The organism is Rhodococcus sp. NPDC056960 (assembly GCF_042674125.1).
GTDB lineage: Bacteria > Actinomycetota > Actinomycetes > Mycobacteriales > Mycobacteriaceae > Rhodococcus_F.
This window is the reverse complement of sequence record NZ_JBHURF010000024.1, coordinates 1-16,618: the sequence shown is the minus strand read 5'-3', so window position 1 is coordinate 16,618 and position 16,618 is coordinate 1. Positions and strand designations below refer to the sequence as shown.

Annotated in this window: 17 protein-coding genes; 9 read left to right on the top strand and 8 right to left on the bottom strand. The window is 68.5% G+C overall.

All coding sequences use genetic code 11. The annotated features are described in order from the left end of the window. Window positions 1–31 precede the first annotated feature (31 nt). Window positions 32–1,453, top strand: a complete 1,422-nt coding sequence (locus ACFTWF_RS32125) for a neutral zinc metallopeptidase (protein ID WP_378465270.1) — start codon at window positions 32–34, stop codon at window positions 1,451–1,453. 20 nt (window positions 1,454–1,473) lie between these two features. Here ACFTWF_RS32125 and ACFTWF_RS32120 read toward each other — a convergent pair whose 3' ends face one another. Then, on the bottom strand, window positions 1,474–2,265 hold the full coding sequence (locus ACFTWF_RS32120) for an IclR family transcriptional regulator (RefSeq protein ID WP_378465137.1): 792 nt from the start codon (window positions 2,263–2,265) through the stop codon (window positions 1,474–1,476). A gap of 50 nt (window positions 2,266–2,315) precedes the next feature. On the opposite strand from ACFTWF_RS32120, the gene ACFTWF_RS32115 reads away from it, so the two are divergent. Genes ACFTWF_RS32115 through ACFTWF_RS32100 form a run of 4 tightly spaced genes read left to right on the top strand, consistent with a single transcriptional unit; the run spans window position 2,316 to window position 6,471 of the window. Further along, on the top strand, window positions 2,316–3,326 hold the full coding sequence (locus ACFTWF_RS32115; RefSeq protein WP_378465136.1) for a 2-dehydro-3-deoxygalactonokinase: 1,011 nt from the start codon (window positions 2,316–2,318) through the stop codon (window positions 3,324–3,326). Then, window positions 3,323–3,949, top strand: a complete 627-nt coding sequence (locus ACFTWF_RS32110) for a 2-dehydro-3-deoxy-6-phosphogalactonate aldolase (protein ID WP_378465135.1) — start codon at window positions 3,323–3,325, stop codon at window positions 3,947–3,949. Before ACFTWF_RS32115 ends, ACFTWF_RS32110 begins: the two co-directional genes overlap by 4 nt. Before the next feature lie 54 nt (window positions 3,950–4,003). Continuing rightward, on the top strand, window positions 4,004–5,152 hold the full coding sequence (gene dgoD, locus ACFTWF_RS32105; protein WP_378465134.1) for a galactonate dehydratase: 1,149 nt from the start codon (window positions 4,004–4,006) through the stop codon (window positions 5,150–5,152). A gap of 5 nt (window positions 5,153–5,157) precedes the next feature. Then, window positions 5,158–6,471, top strand: a complete 1,314-nt coding sequence (locus ACFTWF_RS32100; protein WP_378465133.1) for an MFS transporter — start codon at window positions 5,158–5,160, stop codon at window positions 6,469–6,471. A 54-nt stretch (window positions 6,472–6,525) separates the two neighbouring features. Here ACFTWF_RS32100 and ACFTWF_RS32095 read toward each other — a convergent pair whose 3' ends face one another. The 3 genes from ACFTWF_RS32095 to ACFTWF_RS32085 form a co-directional block, all read right to left on the bottom strand. Beyond that, window positions 6,526–7,443: a tetratricopeptide repeat protein gene (locus ACFTWF_RS32095; RefSeq protein WP_378465132.1), complete on the bottom strand. Its 918-nt coding sequence runs from the start codon at window positions 7,441–7,443 to the stop codon at window positions 6,526–6,528. A 118-nt stretch (window positions 7,444–7,561) separates the two neighbouring features. Beyond that, window positions 7,562–7,933, bottom strand: coding sequence for a DUF3817 domain-containing protein (locus ACFTWF_RS32090; protein WP_378465131.1), 372 nt, complete (start codon window positions 7,931–7,933; stop codon window positions 7,562–7,564). A gap of 64 nt (window positions 7,934–7,997) precedes the next feature. Beyond that, on the bottom strand, window positions 7,998–9,191 hold the full coding sequence (locus ACFTWF_RS32085; protein WP_378465130.1) for an acetyl-CoA C-acetyltransferase: 1,194 nt from the start codon (window positions 9,189–9,191) through the stop codon (window positions 7,998–8,000). A gap of 95 nt (window positions 9,192–9,286) precedes the next feature. Between ACFTWF_RS32085 and mce the strand changes: the two genes are divergently transcribed. Together mce and ACFTWF_RS32075 are read left to right on the top strand one after the other, a co-directional pair. Next, entirely contained in the window at window positions 9,287–9,760 is a 474-nt protein-coding gene (gene mce / locus ACFTWF_RS32080) for a methylmalonyl-CoA epimerase (protein WP_185724729.1), read from the top strand. Between the two features lie 55 nt (window positions 9,761–9,815). Next, a complete protein-coding gene (locus tag ACFTWF_RS32075) occupies window positions 9,816–10,898 on the top strand; it encodes a hypothetical protein (protein WP_378465129.1) in 1,083 nt (360 codons plus the stop codon). Here the strand turns inward: ACFTWF_RS32075 and ACFTWF_RS32070 are convergent. Together ACFTWF_RS32070 and nucS are read right to left on the bottom strand one after the other, a co-directional pair. Next, entirely contained in the window at window positions 10,895–11,221 is a 327-nt protein-coding gene (locus ACFTWF_RS32070; protein WP_378465128.1) for an ATP/GTP-binding protein, read from the bottom strand. The two genes, ACFTWF_RS32075 and ACFTWF_RS32070, sit on opposite strands and share 4 nt — an antisense overlap. Before the next feature lie 16 nt (window positions 11,222–11,237). Next, on the bottom strand, window positions 11,238–11,912 hold the full coding sequence (nucS, locus tag ACFTWF_RS32065; RefSeq protein ID WP_185724732.1) for an endonuclease NucS: 675 nt from the start codon (window positions 11,910–11,912) through the stop codon (window positions 11,238–11,240). Between the two features lie 36 nt (window positions 11,913–11,948). On the opposite strand from nucS, the gene ACFTWF_RS32060 reads away from it, so the two are divergent. Then, window positions 11,949–13,550, top strand: coding sequence for an adenylate/guanylate cyclase domain-containing protein (locus ACFTWF_RS32060; protein WP_378465127.1), 1,602 nt, complete (start codon window positions 11,949–11,951; stop codon window positions 13,548–13,550). Here the strand turns inward: ACFTWF_RS32060 and ACFTWF_RS32055 are convergent. Both ACFTWF_RS32055 and ACFTWF_RS32050 read right to left on the bottom strand, forming a co-directional pair. Continuing rightward, window positions 13,497–14,279, bottom strand: a complete 783-nt coding sequence (locus ACFTWF_RS32055; RefSeq protein ID WP_378465126.1) for a TetR/AcrR family transcriptional regulator C-terminal domain-containing protein — start codon at window positions 14,277–14,279, stop codon at window positions 13,497–13,499. The genes ACFTWF_RS32060 and ACFTWF_RS32055 overlap by 54 nt on opposite strands. Window positions 14,280–14,356: 77 nt before the next feature. Beyond that, the gene (locus ACFTWF_RS32050) at window positions 14,357–14,731 is read right to left on the bottom strand and encodes a UBP-type zinc finger domain-containing protein (protein ID WP_073360204.1); all 375 of its coding nucleotides are present in this window, start codon (window positions 14,729–14,731) and stop codon (window positions 14,357–14,359) included. Window positions 14,732–14,872: 141 nt separating this feature from the next. Here ACFTWF_RS32050 and ACFTWF_RS32045 point away from each other — a divergent pair, with 141 nt between their 5' ends. Continuing rightward, window positions 14,873–16,489 (top strand): PucR family transcriptional regulator, encoded by a 1,617-nt coding sequence (locus ACFTWF_RS32045; protein ID WP_378465125.1) that lies wholly within the window; start codon window positions 14,873–14,875, stop codon window positions 16,487–16,489. The last annotated feature ends 129 nt before the right edge of the window (window positions 16,490–16,618 follow it).

Sequence of the window (16,618 nt, the reverse complement as noted above, 5' to 3'; positions counted from 1 at the left end):
GCTGACCCGACGCCGGCAGTGGGCTGCGAGCATGGGCGTGCTGGCCGTGACCGCGGTCGTCCTGTCGGGATGCGCCCGTTCCGTCGACGGCGAAGCGGCGTCCATCTACGACGACCCCTTCAAGGTCGCGGGACTGGATGCGACGTCGGGGCCGAGCGGTGCCCGCAAGGGCGCGCCCGACGCCGACCTCCCGGTCACCGGCACCGACGGCGGCGAGATCGACACGATGGTCGCCAACGCGGTCAGCGACATCGAGAACTACTGGAGCACCGAATTTCCGGTGCTGTTCCAGCGCAATTTCGAACCGGTGGAGGAACTGATCTCCTGGGATCCCCGCGACGCCGACGGCCCGCGGTTCTGCGGAGACAGCACCAGGGAACTGCTCAACGCCGGATACTGCACCACCGACCACACGATCGGCTGGGACCGGGCTCTGCTGCTGCCGGAGGTCGTGAAGAAGTTCGGCGTCGTCGCCGCCGTGTTCGTCCTGGCTCACGAATACGGGCACGCCGTCCAGACGAAGGCGGGCATCGCCGACGAGGACGAGGGCGGTGGCATCGTGCGGGAACAGCAGGCCGACTGTCTCGCGGGGGCGTTCATGCGGCACATCGCGGAGGACAAGGCACCACACTTCACGCTCAACACGTCGGACGGGCTGAACAAGGTGCTCGCGTCCGCGGTGGCCATCGGCGACACCGACCCGAACGACCCCGACAACGTGCACGGTTCGGCGTTCGAACGGGTCACCGCAACACAGATCGGGTTCACGGACGGTCCGGCGCCGTGCACGCGGATCGACGAGAAGGAGATCGACTCGCGGCGCGCGGATCTGCCGCAGCGGTTCGCCGACGAATCCGACGACGGCGAACTGCCCGTCACCGAGGAGTCGCTGCAGTCGTTCTTCACGTCGTTCCAGCAGATCTTCGATCTCGACGATCCCCCGGCGCTGCAACTCGACGGAGCCGACCTCGGCTGCCCGGATGCCGACGTCACCGAACCGGTGTCGTATTGTCCGGCCACCAACACGATCGGTGTCAGCGTCGACGCCCTCGCCGAACGCGGCACACCAGGGCACCTCGGCAGGCGTGAACTCTTCCCGACCAACCTCACCGGCGACTACAACGCGTACGTCCTGCTCGCCTCCCGGTACACCCTGGCGTTGCAGCGGGACCGGGGCGACGATCTGCATTCACCGCAGACCGCGCTCCGCGCCGCCTGCCTGTCCGGCGTCATCACCACCGCGCTGAGTCCGGACAATCCCGCCACCCTGGAGGCGGGCAGCGTGTGGCTGTCCCCCGGCGACCTCGACGAGGCCGTGTCGGGTCTGCTCACCGACGGACTGGCCGCCAGTGACGTCAACGGGGAGACGGTGCCGAGCGGGTTCTCCCGGGTCGACGCGTTCCGCACCGGGGTGCTCGGTGGCGAGCAGGCCTGCGAGGGCCGGTACCGCTGACCCTCGCCCGGTGACCGTTCTCAGATCTCCCGGTAGCCGAGTGCCGCGGAGATCCGTCCGGCGGCCCGGCACACCACCGGCACCAGGCCGCGCATGCGCTCGTCCGGCATGTACGGGCTGGTCGCCGACACGCTGATCGCACCGACGATCGCACACGACGCGTCCCGGACCGGCGCCGCCACACACCGGATGCCCGGCTCGTTGTCCTCGAGGTCCAGCGACGCGCCCGTCCGCACGTAGTCGTTCATGCGTGCGCGGAACTCCGCAGCGCCGCCGGATACGCCGGCCGCCGGTCTCGGCCCCTGCGCGGCGTCGCTCTCGTACAGCGCATCCCAGCGTTCGGACGAGTCCAGCAGCAGCGCCTTCCCGACGCCTGTCCGGGTCAGCGGCATGCGGTGGCCGATGCGGGAGCGCATCTCGGCGCCCCGCGATCCGGGCAACTTGTCCAGGTACAGCACCGAACCGCCGTCCTCCACCGCCAGGTGCACCGTGTCGTGGACGTGCGCCGACAACTCCTCGAGGATCGGGCGGGCGACGACGGGCAGCGGGTTCCCGTGGAGCGCCTTGAAACCCAGTTCGATCAACGTCGGGCCGAGAGAGTAGCCGCGGCTGCCGCTTCGGAGGTAGCCCTCGTGCACCAGCAGCTGCACGAGTCGGTGCGCGGTACTGCGCCCCAGACCGGTGCATTCGACGACGGCGCGCAGATCGTGCGCGCCGTCGGAGACGGCACGGATCACGGAGAGCCCTCGTGCCAGCGTCTGGGTACCGGGTGGAATGTCGTACGTCGGAGTCGCCACACCCCACTGTCCCATATATAGGGACCGTATTCGTCATTATGGGATTCGCGTCCGATAGTAACCGGGTGATCCAGAACACCCCCGACCCATCGACACCGCGTCTGATCGCCCTCGACTGGGGAACGTCGTCGCAGCGCGCCTGGCTCCTCGGCGACGAAGGCCGCATTCTGGACGTCCGCCGGCCGGACTTCGGACTGCTCGGCGCCACCGGCGACGACCCCGGATCCAGAACCCGCAACTACGAAGCCGCATTCGACGAGGCCTGCGGCGACTGGCTCGCCGCCTGCCCCGGCCTGCCTGCCATCGCATGCGGAATGGTCGGCAGCGCCCAGGGCTGGCGGGAGGCCGGCTACCTCACCACCCCGACCGACCTCGCGATCGACGCCACGGACCTCACCACGGTCCCGCACCCGCGCGGAGTACTGCATCTCGTCCCCGGCCTGCGGGTCGCGCCCACGGCAGACGGGGCGGTCGCCGGCGACGTCATGCGGGGCGAGGAGACGCAGATCATCGGGGCGCTGGGCCTGCTCCCCCCGACCGACGGTCCGATCACGATCGTCCTGCCCGGAACCCACACGAAGTGGACCCGCGTCGAGAACCGCAAGATCGTCTCGTTCGCCACGTCGATGTCGGGCGAGTTGTACGGCCTGGTGATGCAGCACGGCATCCTCGGCCGGACCGCACACGGCGGAGTGCGGGACGACGCCGCGTTCGAGCGCGGACTCGTCACGGGAACGTCGGCGCCATCGCGCGGGTTGCCCGCCGAGTTGTTCGGAGCACGAGCGCTCGTCCTCGACGGACTGCTCGATCCGTCCTCTGTTCCCGACTACGTCTCCGGCGTCATCATCGCGGACGAGGTGCGGCACCTCCTCCCCCACTACGCGTTCGGCGACCGAATCCTGCTGTGCGGCAACGCCGATCTGAGCAGGCGTTACGCAGCGGCGTTGCGTGTGCACGGCGTGGTCGCCGAAACGGTCGCCGAAGAAGCGGCGGCGCAGGGCCTGTGGCACGTGGCGGTCGCCGCGGGTCTCGTCGAACCGACACCATCCACGAACCACTCGAAGGAGACCCTGTGAGCCCCACAGCCACTGCAACCGCGACCGGACTGATCGCCATCCTGCGCGGCATCACCCCCGAGGACGTCGTCGCGGTGGGTTCCGCCCTCGCCGACGCCGGCTTCGCGGCGATCGAGGTCCCGCTGAACTCGCCTCGGCCGTTCGAATCGATCGAACGGCTGGCGGCTGCCGTCGGCGACGTCTGTGTCGTCGGCGCCGGGACCGTGCTGAGTGTGGACGACGTGATCCGGGCCGAGGCCGCCGGCTCGCGGATCATCGTCTCGCCCAATACCGATGTCGACGTCATCGGCGCTGCCGTCGCCCGGAACCTGCGCCCGTACCCGGGGGCGGCGACGCCCACCGAGGCCTTTCTCGCCGTCGGCGCGGGCGCCCGCAGCGTGAAGCTGTTCCCCTCCGATTCCGTCGGGACGGCGGGGATGAAGGCGTGGCGGGCGGTGCTGCCCCCGGACGTCGAACTGCTTCCCGTCGGCGGCGTCGACCGCACCAATCTCGCCGAGTGGGCCGCCGCCGGCGCGGGCGGCGCAGGCCTCGGCACCTGCCTGTACCGCCCCGGGGACAGCGCCGACGCCGTGCGTGACCGCGCACTCACCTTGCTGGACATCTGGTCGGCCGACGCCGCCTGAACCGACCCCTACGACCACCGGGGCCCACATCATCGCCCCGCACAGGAGGACTCCATGAAGATCAAGTCACTCACCACCTACACCGTGCCACCGCGGTGGCTGTTCCTGCGGATCGAAACGGACGACGGTGTGGTCGGCTGGGGCGAGCCGGTCCTCGAGGGCCGCGCGGCATCGGTCGCGGCGGCGGTCGAGGAACTGTCCGACTACCTGATCGGGCAGGATCCGACGCAGATCGAGGACCTGTGGACGGTCATGTACCGGTCGGGCTTCTACCGCGGCGGCGGCATCCACATGAGTGCACTGGCCGGCATCGACCAGGCCCTGTGGGACATCAAGGGCAAGGCCCTCGGTGTGCCGGCGTACGAACTTCTCGGCGGCCGCGTCCGGGACCGGATCAAGGTCTACTCCTGGATCGGCGGCGACCGCCCGTCGGACACCGCGAAGGCGGCGCGGGAGGTCGTCGACCGCGGCTTCACCGCGGTGAAGATGAACGGCACCGAGGAGCTGCAGTACCTGGACACTTGGGACAAGGTGGACCGGTGTCTCGCCAACGTCGCGGCGGTGCGCGATGCCGTCGGCCCGGACATCGGCATCGGCGTCGACTTCCACGGCCGGGTGCACAAGCCGATGGCCAAGGTGCTGCTGAAGGAACTCGAGCCGTTCCGGTTGATGTTCGTGGAGGAACCGGTGCTTTCCGAACACGTCGACGGTTTCGTCGACGTGCTGCGACAGTCGCCGATCCCGATCGCACTGGGTGAGAGATTGTTCTCCCGCTGGGATTCCAAGACCGTCCTCGCGTCCGGAGCCGTCGACATCATCCAGCCGGATCCGTCGCACTGCGGCGGCATCACCGAGGCCCGGAAGATCGCGCACATGGCCGAGGCGTACGACGTGGCCCTCGCCCTGCACTGCCCGCTCGGACCGATCGCACTGGCCACGTGCCTGCAGATCGACGCGGGCTGCTACAACGCGACGATCCAGGAACAGAGCCTCGGCATCCACTACAACACGTCGAACGATCTGCTCGACTACCTCGTCGACCCGTCCGTGTTCACCTACGCGGACGGTCAGGTCCGGATCCCCACCGGTCCGGGACTGGGCATCGAGGTGAACGAGGAGTATGTGGTCGAACGGGCCGCCGAAGGACATCGCTGGCGAAACCCCGTCTGGCGGCACAGTGACGGCTCGTTCGCGGAGTGGTGAGAGACATGGTGCAGACCCAGAAGATCGGCGCGTCCACGGCCGTCGCCACGCAGGCGTCGAAGGCGCGCGTCCTCATCGCGGTGATGCTGTTCGTGACCGTCGTCATCAACTACATGGACCGCGCGAACCTGTCGATCGCGATGCCCGCGATCGCCGACGAGATGGATCTGTCCAAGGCTCAGCAAGGGCTGCTGCTGTCCGCCTTCGGGTGGACGTATGCGGCGTTGCAGATTCCGGGCGGCTGGCTCGTCGACCGCATCCCCCCGCGACTGCTCTACCCGGCGTGCCTCATCCTGTGGTCCGTCGCGACGGCCTTCATGGGGATCATCGGGGGCTTCGTCGCCCTCATCGCGCTGCGACTTCTCGTCGGCGTGTTCGAGGCACCGGCGTATCCGATCAACAACCGGGTCGCGACCGCGTGGTACCCCGAGCGCGAGCGTGCCACGGTGATCGGCTTCTACACTTCCGGCCAGTTCATCGGCCTGGCACTGCTCACGCCGTTCCTGTCCTGGCTGCAGTCCGTCCTGTCCTGGCACTGGGTCTTCATCGTCACCGGTGTGATCGGGGCGGGCTGGGGTCTCGTGTGGTATGCCTTCTACCGCGAGCCTCGCGACTCACGGGCCAACGAGGCGGAGATCGACCTGATCCGCGAAGGCGGCGGACTCGTCGACCTCGTCGAGGAGCAGCAACCCGAGCGTCCGGCCGTGACCCGCACCGATGTGGCGACCGTCCTCGGCCGGCGCAAGCTGTGGGGGATCTATCTGGGCCAGTTCTGCCTCACGTCGACGCTGTGGTTCTTCCTCACCTGGTTCCCGACCTACCTCGTCGAGTACCGGGGTATGGACTACATCAAGTCCGGTTTTCTCGCGTCGCTGCCGTTCGTCGCGGCGCTCGTCGGTGTGCTGTTCTCCGGGGTGTTCTCCGACTTCCTGCTCAAGAAGGGCGTGTCGCTCGGGGTCGCCCGGAAGGGCCCGATCATCGTGGGCCTGCTGCTGACCGTCGCGATGATCGGCGCGAACTTCACCGATTCGACCACGATGGTCATTCTGTTCCTGTCCATCGCGTTCTTCGGCAACGGTCTCGCGTCGATTACCTGGTCGCTCGTGTCGGCTCTCGCACCGGAACGCCTGCTCGGGCTCACCGGGGGAATGTTCAACTTCATCGGCAACCTGTCGTCGATCGCGACGCCGATCGTCATCGGGCTGCTCGTCACCGACGACAGTTTCGCGCCGGGATTCGTCTACATGACCGTGGTGACCGCGGTCGGGATCGCGTCCTACGTATTCCTGGTCGGACGGGTGGAGCGGGTCCGGAGCTGACGTTCCGGTCCGGAACCGGGGTGAGTGCCGTCGGCGCTCACCCCGGTTCACTCGTCAGTACAGGGCGGCGGCAAGCTTCCGGCGCGCGGTCATCACGACGGGCTCGGCCGGATCGAACAGCTCGAACAGCTCGAGCAGACGGGTGCGGACCCGCGTCTTGTCGTCGCCGGCGCTGCGGGCCACCAGACCGATGAGCCGGGCGAACGCGGCGTCGGGGGCCTGGGAGTAGAGCTCGACGTCCGCGGCCTGGAACTGGGCGTCGATGTCGTTCGGGGCGGCGTCCGCCGCGGCGACGGCACCGGGATCGACGGACTGCACCCGGGCGAGGAAACGCACCTGACGGATCGCGCCCTGCGCCTCCGCGTTGCCCGGCTCCTCGTCGAGGATCTTCTGGAACTCGGCCTCGGCGGCCGGCAGGTCGCCCTCGTCGAGGGCGGCCTCGGCGGCGGCGAAGCGCGGGTCCTCGGGCTCGGGCTCGTCCGGGTCGCCGTCACCGGCCGGCGGTCCGGACAGCTTTCCGGCGACCGCCTGCTGGACCGCGGCGAGCCACTGACGCAGCTGCGGTTCCGGCTGCGCGCCCTGGAAGTCGGCAAGCGGTTGGCCGCCGGCAATGGCGACCACGGTCGGAACGGACTGCACACCGAACGCCTGCGCGATGCGCGGGTTGGCGTCGACGTCGACCTTGGCCAGCACCCAGGTGCCGCCGGCCTCGCGCGCCAGTTTCTCGAGCAGCGGGGAGAGTTGTTTGCACGGCTCGCACCAGGTGGCCCACAGGTCGACGACGACCGGAACCTGCTGGGACCGGACGAGCACCTCGGCCTCGAACGTCGCCTCGGTGACGTCGATGACGGGTGCGAGCCCGGTGCTGCCGGGGGCGGCCGGGGCGGCACCGTCACCGGAGGGTGCGGGCGCCGACGGGGGCGGAGCGGCCGCCCGCTCCTTGAGTGCGGAGAGATCGACTGCTCCACTCATGGCTGCGGCCACTGCTGAGGAACGCGCTGACGGACGAGAACCTGGTCGAGTCACGCCCACCAGTTTGTCACGATTTGCGGGCGCACCGGAATGCGGGCCGTGCCTACCGCGAAGTCGGTCAGACGAGTGAGGGTTCGGCCTTCACCGTGGTCGACCGGGACAGTTCGCCCATGCGGCCGGTGCGCGCCGCCCAGACCTCGAAGATGACGGTGCCGAACGGCGGGACGCTGGCGACGAGGGCCCAGAACGTGGTGACCAGGTTCCAGCTCAGCTTGCGGGCGGTCCACAGCGAGACGAGCAGGTACAGCACGAAGACGCCGCCGTGGATGGGGCCGAAGATCTTGACGCCGATCTCGTTGCCGTCGGCAGGCAGGTACTTGAAGGCCATGCCGATGAGGAGGCCGAGCCAGGTGAAGGCCTCCAGAATTGCGACAAATCGGAAGCGCTTGGCCGTGGTACTGAGATCGAAGACGTTCGCCATGCCGACCATTGTGCCCGACCTTCTACGACAGTCCGTAGTGGTGTGAGATACACCACCGCGGACCGTCGTCGGGTCAGGACCGGGGAACGCGAACGATCAGAGCATCTCCCTGCCCGCCGCCACCGCACAGCGCCGCAGCACCCACGCCCCCACCGCGTCGACGCAATTCCAACGCCAGATGCAGCGCGATCCGCGCCCCCGACATCCCCAGCGGATGCCCCATCGCGATCGCCCCGCCGTTGACGTTCACGATCGCCGGATCCAATCCCAGCTCCCGCGTCGACGCGATCCCCACCGCCGCGAACGCCTCGTTGATCTCCACCAGATCCAGGTCCTTCGGGTCGATCCCCTCCTTGGCGCACGCCTTCGCGATCGCCCGCGCCGGCTGCGACTGCAACGTCGAATCCGGACCCGCCACCACCCCGTGCGCCCCGATCTCGGCAATCCACGACAGCCCGAGTTCCTCGGCCTTCGCCTTGCTCATCACCACGACGGCGGCGGCTCCGTCCGAGATCTGCGACGCCGACCCGGCGGTGACGGTGCCGTCCTTGCTGAACGCCGGCCGCAGCTTGGCGAGAGATTCCGTCGTCGTGTCCCCGCGCACGCCCTCGTCGGAGCCGACCAGCACGGGTTCACCCCTGCGCTGCGGTACGGGCACCGGCACCACCTCGTCGTCGAAGACCCCGTCCTTCCAGGCCCGCGCCGCCCGCTGATGCGACGCCGCCGCGAACGCGTCCTGCTCCTCTCGGCTGATCCGCTGCCCGTCCTCGGTGTTCTTCGCCTCCGTCAGACTCCCCATCGCCTGATCGGTGAAAATGTCGTACAACCCGTCGAAGGCCATGTGGTCGCGCATCGTGACGTCGCCGTACTTGAACCCCTCCCGCGACTTCTCCAGCAGGTGCGGGGCGCGGGACATCGACTCCTGACCCCCGGCGACGACGACCTCGAATTCGCCGGCCCGGATGAGCTGATCCGCCAGCGCGATCGCGTCGATCCCGGACAGGCACACCTTGTTGATCGTCAGCGCGGGCACGTCCATGCCGATGCCTGCGGCCACCGCCGCCTGCCGGGCCGGGATCTGACCCGCACCCGCCGTGAGCACCTGGCCCATGATCACGTACTCGACCTGCTCGGGAGCGACGCCCGCCTTCTCCAGCGCACCACGAATCGCGACCCCGCCGAGATCCGAACCCGACACATCCTTCAATGAACCCAGCAATCGGCCCATCGGGGTCCGGGCTCCGGCGACGATCACAGAACTGGTCACGATTTCCTCCGCGTGTGAACGAATGGACGGGTGCCGGGCGACGGAAGTCACATCCCGACGAGAACTACCGAAACGGTAGCGCTAACGTCGGGACCATGACACAGTCCTCCCCCACCCAGACCACGTCCCCGCTGTCCTCGGACCTGGTGACCGCCATCGACCACGTCGGCATCGCCGTTCCCGACCTCGACGCCGCCATCGCGTGGTACTCCGAACACCTCGGCATGGTGTCGACGCACGAAGAGGTGAACGAGGAGCAGGGCGTGCGCGAGGCGATGCTGAGCGTCGTCGGCTCGCCCGCCGGCAGCACCGCGCTGCAGCTGCTCGCTCCGTTGAACGAGAACTCGACCATCGCCAAGTTCATCGACCGCAGCGGTCCCGGTCTGCAGCAGCTCGCATACCGCGTCACGGACATCGACGCCATCTCGGCTCAGCTGCGCGAGCGCGGCGTCCGGTTGCTCTACGACGCTCCCCGCCGGGGAACCGCCGATTCGCGCATCAACTTCGTCCACCCGAAGGACGCGGGCGGCGTTCTCGTCGAACTGGTGGAGCCCGCGGCGAGCCACTAGCACCGGGCACCAGGCGCAGAGACAAGTTCTACTTTGCCCAGGTAGATTGGCGGCCATGGTAAACGAGCAGGACCGTGGTTCGATCCCCCTTCCCTTTTCCACCGTGCGTAAGGGATTCGACCGGGACGAGGTACGCAACTACTTCGAGCGATTCGACGCCGAGCTCCGCGTCACTGCCGCCGACCGCGACGCCGCGGCGGCGCAGGCGCGGGACCTTGCCAAGCAGCTCGACGATGCGCGCGACGAGATCGACGATCTCCGCAAGGACGTCGACCGCCTGTCCGTCCCTCCCACCACCGCGGAGGGAATGAGTGACCGCATCTCGCGCATGCTCCGTCTCGCGTCGGACGAGGCGTCCGAGGTGCGGGCCAAGGCCGAGGCCGACGCCGCCGAGATGATCTCAGTCGCCGAGCAGGAAGGCGCGCAGCTCCGCGGCCAGTACGAGTCACTGGTCGCGGAACTCGAAGATCGCCGCAGCGCTCTCGAGATCCAGCACGAGCAGACCATGGCCAAGGCCCGCACGGAGGCGGCGAAGATCGTCGAGGCGGCCCAGTCGGAGCGCGACCGGCTCGCCGCCGAAGCAGAACTGCGCCGCTCGCAGGTGCAGGAAGACTTCGACCTCGCGATGTCCGAGCGTCGCCAGAAGACGATCACCGCCGTCAACGAGCTCGAGGCCACCAGCAAGGCGGAGGCGCATCGCCGGCTCGCCGACGCCACCCACGAGGCGGAGCGCAGACTGCAGGCGGCCACCGACCAGTCGGAGCGCAAGATCGCGCACGCCAAGGAACTGGCGGAGGAACTGCGAGTGCTGCGCGGCCGGATCCTGGCGCAGCTCTTGGGAATTCGGGGACAGCTCGATTCCGTTCCCGCGATGCTGGCATCGGTCAACCGCGAGAGCGAACTCCTCGACGCGCAGCCCGACGCCGCGTCGTCGAAGTCGGAGCAGCGCTCGAACGAGAACAAGAACGCGAAGTCGGCTCCGGCCGCCGCGGACAGGAAGAACGCGCCGAACGAGTCCGAGAAGAAGTCCGAGGGTGACTCGGACAACTCCGACGAGGACACGGCGGTGCTGACGACCGTCGAGAAGAACCCGGCCACTCGGCCGGCAGATCAGCGAACCGTGAAGACGGGAAGCTAGGACCACCTGCGCGTCAGGCCCCGGGTGCTGCGCCCCGACCAGCACCCGGTGTGCCAGTGCCTCCGGTCCTCGGCTCCGCCGTATTCGGCGGGCCACGTGACGAGATGGGCGACGCCCGGCCGGATGTCGTGATCGCAGCCGGGGCATCGGTAGGACTTGGTCGCCCGGGCCCCCGGGACGGTGCGCACGATGTAGCTCTCGTCCGCATCGCCTGCCGGGCCGGATTCCTGACGCATCAGCGCGCTTCCGAACAGCGAACCCTCGGAGTCGTCCGGGGGCGCACTGCGGCGCGTGTTCTTCCGCTGAGGTTTACGACGGGGCACGGATTCAGCCTAGGCCTCAGAAGAGCCGGAACTCGGTGCTCTCGGTGCCGCGCAGCGCCTCGTAGTCGAGTACCAGGCACCGGATTCCACGGTCGGTGGCCAGCGTTTTGGCCTGCGGCTTGATCTGCTGGGCGGCGAAGACGCCGCTCACCGGCGCCAGCAGTGGATCCCGGTTGAGCAGTTCCAGGTACCGCGTGAGTTGTTCGACACCGTCGATGTCCCCCCGGCGTTTGATCTCCACGGCGACGGACGCGCCGTCGGCATTCCGGCACAGCAGGTCCACGGGACCGATCGCGGTCATGTATTCGCGCCGGACGAGCGTGTAACCGCTGCCGAGGGTTTCGACGTGCTCGGCGAGCAATTCCTGAAGGTGTGCCTCGACACCGTCCTTGACGAGCCCCGGATCGACCCCGAGTTCGTGGCTGGAGTCGTGCTCGATCTCCTCGATGGTGATCCGCAGTTCCTCGCCGGCCTTGTTGGTCACCACCCACAGGGCTTCCGCGTCCTCGGCGGAGTCCTCGACGAGCCAGCACGGCGGCGACATCCAGTTGAGCGGCTTGTAGGCACGGTCGTCGGCGTGGATGCTCACCGAGCCGTCGGACTTGATCAGCAGCAGACGACGGGCGGTGGGCAGATGTGCCGTCAAGCGGCCCACGTAGTCGACTCGGCATCGGGCAATCACTAGGCGCACCCGCCCACCCTAAGGGATTGCCCCGACTAGTCTCGAATGACTATGCGCAGCCCTCGCCGATCCGCCGCCCCGCTGGGATCGTGGTTGCTCGGATCGCCCGACGAGAGTCCACGCCGGCGTCGCATCCGTGTCCAGTTGCTGCTGACCGCCCCGCTGGTGTTCACCAATCTGGTCGGCGCGCTGATCACGTCCCTGCTCGTCAGCGTCGTCGTCCCGGGCCCGACCGTGTGGACGAGCGAGTTCACGATCGCGAACTTCGTCGCGGTTCCGGTGTTCGTGGTGTGCGCGGTGCTGGTCGGAGTGACCTGGGGCACCAAGCGGCTGGTGTCGGATCTGCGGTGGGCGACGGAGGACGCCGCGCCCACCGACCGCGACCGGGCGGCCGCGTTTCGCGCACCGTGGCGTCTGACCCGGGTCCAGGCGGCGCTGTGGGGCCTCGGATTGATCTTCTTCACCACGCTGTACGGCATCATCGATTACCAGACCATCCCGAAGGTCGCGTTCACGATCGCCCTCGCGGGGATCACGGTCTGCGCATTCTGTTACCTGTTGACGGAATTCGCGCTCCGGCCCGTCGCAGCCCGCGCACTCGGATCCGACGGACCGCAACCCCGCCGCACGCTCGGCATCACCGGTCGCACCGCACTGGCGTGGATGCTCGGGACCGGCGTTCCCGTGCTGGGGCTGATGCTCATCGCGATCTTCAGTTTCATACGCCCCGCGAGCCCGACCAGCCTCGCGGTGTCGATCCTCGCGCTCGGCGGGGTCATCCTGCTCTTCGGACTCCTGCTGGTCGTGATCAGCGTGCGGGCCACCGAGGCGCCGATCCGTTCGGTGTCGCAGGGTATGGCGAAGGTGGCGGAGGGCGATCTCGACGCCGAGGTCGTCGTGTACGACGGGACCGAACTCGGCGCATTGCAGACCGGGTTCAACCGGATGGCGGAGGGACTGCGCGAACGCGAGCGGATCCGCGACCTCTTCGGTCGCCACGTCGGGCAGGAGGTAGCCTCCCAGGCGCTCCGCCACAATCCTGAACTCGGCGGGGAGGAACGTGATGTAGCGGTGCTGTTCGTCGACATCATCGGATCCACCACGATCGCAGCCACCCGCTCGCCCGCGGAGGTCGTGGACCTGCTCAACCGCTTCTTCGATGTGGTCGTCGACGAGATCGATCGCCGGGGCGGGTTCGTCAACAAGTTCGAGGGCGACGCGGCGCTCGCCATCTTCGGGGCGCCCGTCGCCCTCGACGACCATGCCGGCGCCGCCCTCTCCGCGGCGAGGGCTCTGCGCGAACGTCTCTCGGCCGAGGTGCCGGAATGCGACGCCGGGGTCGGCGTGGCCTCGGGCCGGGCCGTGGCCGGGAACATCGGAGCGCACGAACGTTTCGAGTACACGGTGATCGGCGATCCCGTCAACGAGGCGGCGCGACTGTCCGAGCTCGCCAAGAACGTCGGCGGGCACGTCGTCGCGTCGCAGCGCGCGATCGATGCCGCCGCGGCGGACGAACGCGCGCGGTGGCAACTCACGGACACCGTCACCCTGCGCGGACGTGTCGAGCCGACCACGCTTGCGATTCCCGCCGAACTAATCCGTGCCGGTTCCGTCGTCGACGATGAGGGCGCCGACTCCGTCGAGTAGCCGCGCGAGCCCGAATTCGAAGGCGTGGGCCGGAGCGAACGCGGCGCTGTGGTACTCGCCGGCCGAGGTCCCCACCCGAGCGGCCAGCGGAAACCGGTCGGGGTCGAAGACCTTCTCGAAATGCGGAGCGATGTTCCGCCACCATTCACTGTCCGCGTCCCCGCGGGCGGCGATCGCGGCCGCGTCCACCGAGGCCCGCGCCGCCCCGGCGACGAAACTGTCCAGCAGCGTGACGACGGAGTCCATGTCGACGTCCGACAGTCCCAGGCCCTCGACGGCGCGCAGTTCCCGTTCGTACTTGGCCATCCCACCCGGCCCGAGAACCGGCCTGCTGAGTGCGACGACGCCGAGGATCCAGGGGTGCGCGCACAGCAGCTGGAAGTAGTCGCGGGCGGCGTCCGTGAGACGCTCCCGCCAGGCGCCATCGGTGTGCTCCGCCGGATCGAGTGTGGCGAGGGCGCGATCGAGCATCACCTCGACGAGCTCCGACTTTCCGGGAACGTGCGTGTACAGCGACATCGCTCCGGTGCCGAGTTCGGCCGCCAGCCGTCGCATCGAGACGGCGTCCAGCCCTTCCGCGTCCGCGACGGCAACGGCGGCCTCGACGATACGGTCCAGTGTCAGGCCGGGTTTCCCGTTGCGGGGGCGCGAGACGGGTGCGCTGCCGCCACCCCACAGCATCTCCATGGTGCGGGCCGGATCACCCTCCGGTGTCGCGCTTCTACCCATGCCGAGATCTTCCCACGGCACCCGGGAACAGGTCCGCCGGCGACGCGGCGACATCGCGTCGCTGCTGCGGCGATCCGTTACTGCGATCGCGCGATGCGGAGACCGTGCCTGACGTCCTCCGACGGTCCGGGGACCAGGCTCGGCGCGACAACTCGGGCCCCGGTCGCCGGGTACGGCGTGCAGATCTGGACGTCGTGCACGAAGCACCAGCGCCAGTTGTCCCCCGCGTGGAGCGACTGGACGATCGGGTGACCGCTGCGCTCGGCGTGGTGTCTCGCGTGTCTCATCGGTGATGCATCGCTGCATCCGACATAGCCGCAGGTCAGGCACAGCATCAGATGCTCCCAGCGGGTACCGAGTGCGAGACAGCCCTCACACCCGTCCGACGTATGCGCGACGACATCGCGGATCATGTTCAGATCCGGATCGTGCCAGTTATTGGATTGGGTCATATTTGCCACCCCTCAGTTACCAAGGTTGGCGGTTGGCGCGCCTCGCCACATGGTCACCACGGAACGAAAGAATCGCCCGGAATCCGGCCTCCCCGGACAGCGTCCCGGTTTCGACCGCGCAAAACGGGGTAGTTCCATGCCATGGATCTGGATGCAGCCCCAGACCCGAGGGTGGACCACACTCCGCGGGCCGCGAACCTGTGCGCGGTGCTCTCCGTGACCGCGCACATGCACGACTGCGGAAACCGGGACGAGATCCTCGCCCTGATGGTGGACGCACTCCCCGAACTCGGCCCCTTCACCGTGGAGCCCGCATCGGCGGTGGCGGGCGACCCCCACGACGACGACGGCGACGTCTGGCGGCACCGCGTCCTGCTCGACGATTCGTGGTCCAGGCCGGTGTCGCTGACTCTGCGGGCCGACTACCCGCCGACCCCGCTGCAGGCCACACTGCTCGAGTTGCTGATTCAGCACACGGGCTCAGCCCTGCGCGCCACATCGATGCGCGGGCGTGCCGCCACCCAGGAGCGGCAACTGATCGAGGCCGCGGAGGACATCGCCACGATCACGGCCCGGGCGCAGCGGCTGGAGCAGGAAGCGAAGATCCATCAGTCGTTCGGACGCCTCTCCGCCGCCGGCGGCGACGAGTCCGCCATCGCCGAGACCCTCCACCAGCTGACCGGCCTCTCGGTCGGAATCGAGGACGCGTTCGGCAATCTTCGAGTCTGGGCCGGCCCGAACAGACCTCCCAGGTACCGCAAGGTCGGCGGCCGCAACCGCGTCGACCTCATTCGCCGCGCCACGACGGAGGGACGCCCCCTGCGCGACGACAACCGGATCGTGCAGATCGTCCGGCCCGGCAAGACGCTCCTCGGAATCCTGTACCTGTCGGACCCGGACCACCGGGCCACCGACCTGCACACCTTCGCCCTCGAGTACGCCACGACCGTCCTCGCCGTGGACATGTCACACCGCAGGTCCCTCGCCGAAACGGAGGCGCGGCTCAGCCGCGACCTGGGAGCCGACCTGCTCGCGGGGACCGACGACGACAGCGCGTACTCACGGGCCGACGCGCTGGGATACGACCTACACACACCACAGCGCGTCGTGGTGGTCCAGTGGGGCTCGGACACACCCGTCGAATCCGTCGCCGACGTGTTCCGGCGTCACCTCGCGTCAATCGATTCCGCTGCCCTGCTCGCTAACGGCGACGACCACCGACACGGGGTTCTCGCCGCTGTCGTAAATGCGAAAACCGACGTGAACACCCTCTTCGGAGCGTTGGAGAAGGCACTCGGACCCGCCGTCGGGGTGGTCGGTGTCGGCTCCGAATGCACCTCCCCCAGCAGTCTGCCCGGTTCGCACACCCATGCGATGCGTGCGCTCGAAATCCGGAAGCAGTCGCTGTCACCCCGCGGGGTGGCACTGTTCGACGACCTCGGCGTCTACCGCATTCTCGATTCGCACAGCAGTACCGGCGACGTCGAGGCGTTCGTTCAGGAATGGCTCGGACCGCTCCTCGACTACGACCGGGAGCACCGGAGCACCATGACGGCCACACTGGCCCAATATCTCGAATGCGGCGGCAAGTACGACGAAACCGCACAGGCACTCCGGATCCACCGCAGCACCCTGCGGTACCGGATGTCCCGCATCCACGAACTGACCGGACGCGACCTCCGGAGCGTCGACACGCGCCTGAATCTTCACCTGGCGGCCCGAGCACTTCAGGTCCTGGCCGGCGGTGATCGCCGGTGAAACCTGTTGTGGTGCAGATGTGTTGATGCCCGGGAATGCCGAAAGCCCCCCAACGGTGTTGGGGGGCTTTCGGTAACGGATGTTCGGCGGTGTCCTACTCTCCCACACCCTGTCGGGTGCAGTACCATC